At 34.2% G+C, this 5,131-nt stretch carries 6 protein-coding genes and 1 pseudogene; 6 read left to right on the top strand and 1 reads right to left on the bottom strand.

Annotation, left to right across the window (positions count from 1 at the left end; genetic code table 11):
• A partial coding sequence (locus PHC28_RS15385) for a class I tRNA ligase family protein (protein ID WP_300102636.1) occupies positions 1-1,151 on the bottom strand: 1,151 nt, incomplete at its 3' end.
• Positions 1,152-1,305: 154 nt separating this feature from the next.
• Between PHC28_RS15385 and PHC28_RS15380 the strand changes: the two genes are divergently transcribed.
• The 6 genes and pseudogenes from PHC28_RS15380 to PHC28_RS15355 all read left to right on the top strand — a co-directional run.
• A complete protein-coding gene (locus PHC28_RS15380; RefSeq protein WP_300102633.1) occupies positions 1,306-2,181 on the top strand; it encodes an ABC transporter permease in 876 nt (291 codons plus the stop codon).
• 26 nt (positions 2,182-2,207) lie between these two features.
• Positions 2,208-2,459, top strand: a complete 252-nt coding sequence (locus tag PHC28_RS15375) for a DUF3098 domain-containing protein (protein ID WP_300102630.1) — start codon at positions 2,208-2,210, stop codon at positions 2,457-2,459.
• Between the two features lie 98 nt (positions 2,460-2,557).
• Complete coding sequence (locus PHC28_RS15370) at positions 2,558-3,376, top strand: undecaprenyl-diphosphate phosphatase (RefSeq protein WP_300102627.1); 819 nt, start codon at positions 2,558-2,560, stop codon at positions 3,374-3,376.
• Complete coding sequence (truB, locus tag PHC28_RS15365) at positions 3,376-4,092, top strand: tRNA pseudouridine(55) synthase TruB (RefSeq protein ID WP_300102624.1); 717 nt, start codon at positions 3,376-3,378, stop codon at positions 4,090-4,092. Before PHC28_RS15370 ends, truB begins: the two co-directional genes overlap by 1 nt.
• The gene (locus tag PHC28_RS15360; protein WP_300102621.1) at positions 4,082-4,645 is read left to right on the top strand and encodes a hypothetical protein; all 564 of its coding nucleotides are present in this window, start codon (positions 4,082-4,084) and stop codon (positions 4,643-4,645) included. The genes truB and PHC28_RS15360 overlap by 11 nt, the downstream gene beginning before the upstream one ends.
• Positions 4,646-4,847: 202 nt before the next feature.
• A pseudogene (locus tag PHC28_RS15355) lies at positions 4,848-5,003 on the top strand (tRNA pseudouridine(55) synthase); the annotation flags it as partial.
• Positions 5,004-5,131: the final 128 nt, after the last annotated feature.

Below are 5,131 nucleotides of genomic sequence, written 5' to 3'. Positions count from 1 at the left end.
GTTTTTACATCGGCCATACGCTCTCTTTCGGATCGTTTAGATGATGCAAAAATGTAATCATTTACTTTTTCTAAATTGTCCGCAGTTGTTATTTCTTGAACCAAAGGATGCTCTGGAGCTAAAGTCATAAACGTAACTCCAAAAATTGTATCGGGTCTTGTAGTAAACACATCAATGTATTGCGGTTCACTTCCGACTTCTGACTTCTGATTTCTGACTTTGAAAGAAACCATCGCCCCAACGGATTTTCCAATCCAGTTTCTTTGACTTTCTTTGATGCTTTCGCTCCAATCAATCGTGTCTAAACCTTGCAATAAACGTTCTGCATAAGCTGAAATTCGCATACTCCATTGGGTCATTTTCTTGCGAATAACCGGAAAACCGCCACGTTCCGAAACGCCGTTTACGATTTCGTCATTCGCCAAAACAGTTCCCAATCCTGGACACCAGTTTACTTCGGTTTCAGCTAAATAAGTTAATCTGTATTGTAATAGTATTCGTTGTTGATCTTCTGGCGAAAATGCGTTCCATTCGCTTGATGAAAAAACAGAAATATTATCGTCGCAAACCGCATTCACATTGGCATTTCCTTCGGTTGAAAAAACAGAAATCAAAGTCGAAATATCCTCTGCTTTGTCCGTATTTTTATTGTACCAAGAATTGAATAACTGGATAAAAATCCATTGGGTGTGTTTGTAATAATCTGGATTCGAGGTACGCACTTCACGACTCCAATCGAAAGAAAATCCAATTTTATCCAATTGTTTGCGGTAACCCGCAATTTTGTTTCCTTCTTTATCAACTCCACCATCAATATTTACCGAAGTCGTGTCTTCTGGACGCTGACCCGTTTGTATGGCATATTGTTCGGCTGGCAATCCAAAACTGTCGTATCCCATTGGATGCAAAACATTAAAACCACGATGTCTTTTGTATCGAGAATACACATCCGATGCGATGTACCCAAGCGGATGTCCCACGTGTAATCCCGCTCCTGAAGGATAAGGAAACATATCCAAAACGTAATATTTTGGTTTATCCTCCCCCAACCCCTCCAAAGGAGGGGAGCTAGGATTATAAGCTTTAAAAGTTTGATTTTCGGCCCAATATTTCTGCCATTTGGCTTCTATTTCGTTCGGATTGTATTTCATCTTATTTGATATGTTCAAAGTCTCAAGGACTTTTACGGTATGATTATTTTAGACGCCAAATTTACATTTATTGTACGAAAGTTAAAAGTTTGAGCGTTATTAACTTTAAATAAAGAAATTCTTTGTTATTTTTGACCCATAATTCCAATAAACTATGGCTTCTTCATTTGATAAATTTCAAAAACGCAGGTTAATTTCTTCTTATTTCTCGGTAGTACTAAGTATATTCTTGGTATTATTCCTTTTGGGAATTTTAGGGTTTTTTATCATTAATTCTAAAAAACTGGCCGACGATTTTAAAGAAAAAATTGCAATGACAGTGTTTTTCAAAAACGATGCAAACGACAGTATTTTGAAATCTTTTAAAGGCGAGTTAAAAACCGCTCCATTTGCAAAATCGTTTGTGTATGTTTCTAAGGAAACTGCAGCAAAACAACATACTGATATTATTGGCGAAGATTTTATGACATTTCTAGGTGAAAATCCTCTTCAAAATTCATTCGATATCAACCTGAAAGCAGATTATGTAGTTAAAGATAGCATTGCAAAAATCGAAAGTAATTTGCGAAAAAATGCAATGGTTTCGGATATCGTTTATGACAAACAATTAGTTGATTTAGTCAATGACAATATCAAAAAAGTGAGTATGTGGATCTTGATAATCAGTGGTTTTCTGACAGTAATCGCCGTTTTGCTGATTAACAGCTCCTTACGTTTGTCCATTTATTCCAATCGATTTATTATTAAAACAATGCAAATGGTCGGTGCTACCAAAGCATTTATCAGAAAACCATTCGTAATGCGAAGCATAAAATTAGGAATGATTGGTGCTGGTTTAGCCATCCTTGCATTGATAGGTGTTCTGGCTTATGTTCAAGTTAATTTTCCAGATTTAGGAATTCTTGACAATAAATTACTTGTTGGTTTAGTCTTATTAGTGGTTTTTGGAATTGGAGTATTAATTACTTGGATAAGCACTTATTTTGCAACACAACGTTTCTTGAATTTAAGAACAGACGACCTTTATTAATTTACAACATTAGATTTACGCTTTTTATGAAAAAACAAGATCAAAAAACCGAGGTGAAACACGAATTTCTTTTTGAGAAAATCAATTATAAAATTCTATTGATAGGTATTGGAGTAATTGCCTTAGGATTCATTTTAATGTCTGGCGGCGGAAGCGATAATCCAAATGTTTTTAATGAAGAAATTTTTAATTTCAGAAGGATTCGCTTGGCTCCAACAACTGTTTTGATAGGATTTGGAATCACCATATATGCTATTCTTAAAAATCCGAAAAAGTAGTTTCAAGTGTTCAGTTTTTAGTTAGTAACAAACCGAATTTTAAAATCTTTATTGCTGCCTGTTTGCTATCGCTCGGGTCTAAAATCTAAAAATCTAAAATGAATATATTTCAAGCTATTATCCTTGCTATTATTGAAGGACTAACCGAGTTTTTGCCTATTTCTTCAACAGCCCACATGGGTTTTACCGCCTCTCTTCTAGGAATGGACGAAGGAGAATTTTTAAAAATGTTTCAAGTTTCAATACAATTTGGAGCCATCTTAGCAATTGTTGTGTTGTACTGGAAGAAATTTTTTGATTTTAATAATTTCAATTTCTACATAAAATTAGCTTTTGCAGTAATTCCTGCTTTAGCTTTGGGATATCTTTTTGATGATAAAATTGAAGCCATTCTAGGCAACCAAATTGCTATTTCTTCCGTTTTAGTTTTAGGAGGAATTGTACTTTTATTTGTAGATAACTGGTTTAAAAATCCTAGAATTCACGATGAAAAAGATATTACTATAAAAAAAGCTGTTATTATTGGTTTTTGGCAATGTCTAGCAATGATGCCTGGAACCTCGCGCTCTGCAGCTTCTATAATTGGAGGTATGACACAAGGCTTAAGTAGAAAAGCAGCGGCTGAATTCTCCTTCTTTTTAGCTGTTCCAACTATGTTGGCCGTGACAGTGTATTCCGTTTTTGTAAAGACTTGGGGAAAAGGGACGCCTATTGAAATGAAAGGCTATGAAATGATTTTGCAAGACCAAAATCACATTAACTTGTTCATCATTGGAAATATTGTTGCTTTTATTGTTGCTTTAATTGCTGTCAAAACTTTTATAAACTTACTTACAAAATATGGATTTAAGTTTTGGGGTTGGTATCGAATTACAATAGGATTGACTTTATTAATCTATTTCTACTCCACTAAATAATGGAACGATTAACTGCCGAAGATTTCTTAAACGGTCAAATCATATTAATTGACAAACCCTTGCATTGGACCTCGTTTCAAGCGGTTAATAAAATGAAATATGCTTTAATCAATAAGGCAGGACTTCCAAAAAAATTTAAAATCGGACACGCGGGAACTTTAGATCCATTGGCAAGCGGATTATTGCTTGTTTGCACTGGAAAATTTACCAAAAAAATCACCGAACTTCAAGGTCAAGCCAAAGAATATACAGGAACTTTCTATATTGGAGCAACAACCCCTTCTTACGATTTAGAAACAGAAATAGACAAAACTTTCGACACTTCGCATATAGACGATACTTTAATTCACGAAACGGTAAAACAATTTTTGGGAGAAATTGACCAGAAACCACCTATTTTTTCAGCCATAAAAAAAGACGGAATCCGTCTTTATGAACACGCTCGTGCTGGAGAAACTGTAGAAATAGCAACTAGAAAAACCACAATTCACGAATTCGAGATTACTCGAATTGCACTTCCTGAAATTGATTTTAGAGTTGTTTGTAGCAAAGGAACTTATATTCGTTCCTTGGCTTTTGATTTTGGAAAAGCGATGAATTCTGGATCACACTTAACTTCTTTACGTAGAACAAAAATTGGTAGTTATAATGTCGTCAATGGGAATGATATAATTAAGTTTGAAGTTTCATTAAACAACTCATTAGATGAAGAGTAATTTAATTGTACTATTTTCTTTTTTATTTGCAGTAAACACATTCTCTCAGACCGTTTTCACGACTACAAATTCTGATAAGAAAACCAAATCAAAACCTACTTACATTCAATACGACATTACGGCGGCAATAAAAGGTAACCCTAATGCTGGCGAAACAAACGAATATACAAAAGAGAAAGAGTCTTGGTTTTTACCTGATGGACTGGGAGCTAAAATTGGATATGGACTCCATTATAATAATTGGGTAGCTTTAGGAATTCATACAGGGATAAATTGGGAATGGACCAACAAACTGGTAGTTGTTCCCATATTTGCCAATTTTAAATTAAGTCCAAAAATAGGCGAAGAAACAAGGATTACTCTGCAAACAGGAATGGGAAAGTCTGTTGCACTAGGCAGAGGAAGTTTGTCTGGAGATTATAAAAAAATTAGTTTAGGTCTTCAGAGTGATGCCGTTCTGTTTTTTATTGAAGTAAGCCAATATGATTTCCGAATAAATAATCAAAGAAATAGTGGAAATATTAGTTTAGGAATTTCTTTAATTTCATTTTAAGAATAAAAAACTATTAATGCGAATCAAGGGTTGAATTCATAACTTCGTTGGTTTTCAAGGCTAACCTAACAGGTTTTTGAAACCTGTTAGGTTTAACACGAAGTATGTTAGAAGTTTATTTTAACCCTTGATTCACATTATTATGTAACTTATTTATTTTATCAGAGCAATCTTTTATGATTATCTATTAATCCTACTAAACACTTATTTCACTTCAATTATAAATGAAGCTTTGATCAGCGAAACTGTAAAACAATTTTTGGGAGAAATTGACCAAAAACTACCTGTTTTTTCGGCCATAAAAAAAGACGGAATCCGTCTTTATGAACACGCTCGTGCTGGAGAAACTGTAGAAATAGGGTAATGTGGTCAAAAATAGTTGGTGATTTTTTATTTTAGATTAGTTAAATTACCTCCGTCAAATTGAAGAGGACATTGGCTCTGCTGAGGAGCAACCAACTAGCAATAGATTTGATACATATACGA

Source organism: Flavobacterium sp., assembly GCF_028712645.1.
Lineage (GTDB): Bacteria > Bacteroidota > Bacteroidia > Flavobacteriales > Flavobacteriaceae > Flavobacterium.
The sequence above is the reverse complement of the archived record's forward strand: the minus strand, read 5'-3'. Positions and strand labels throughout refer to the sequence as shown.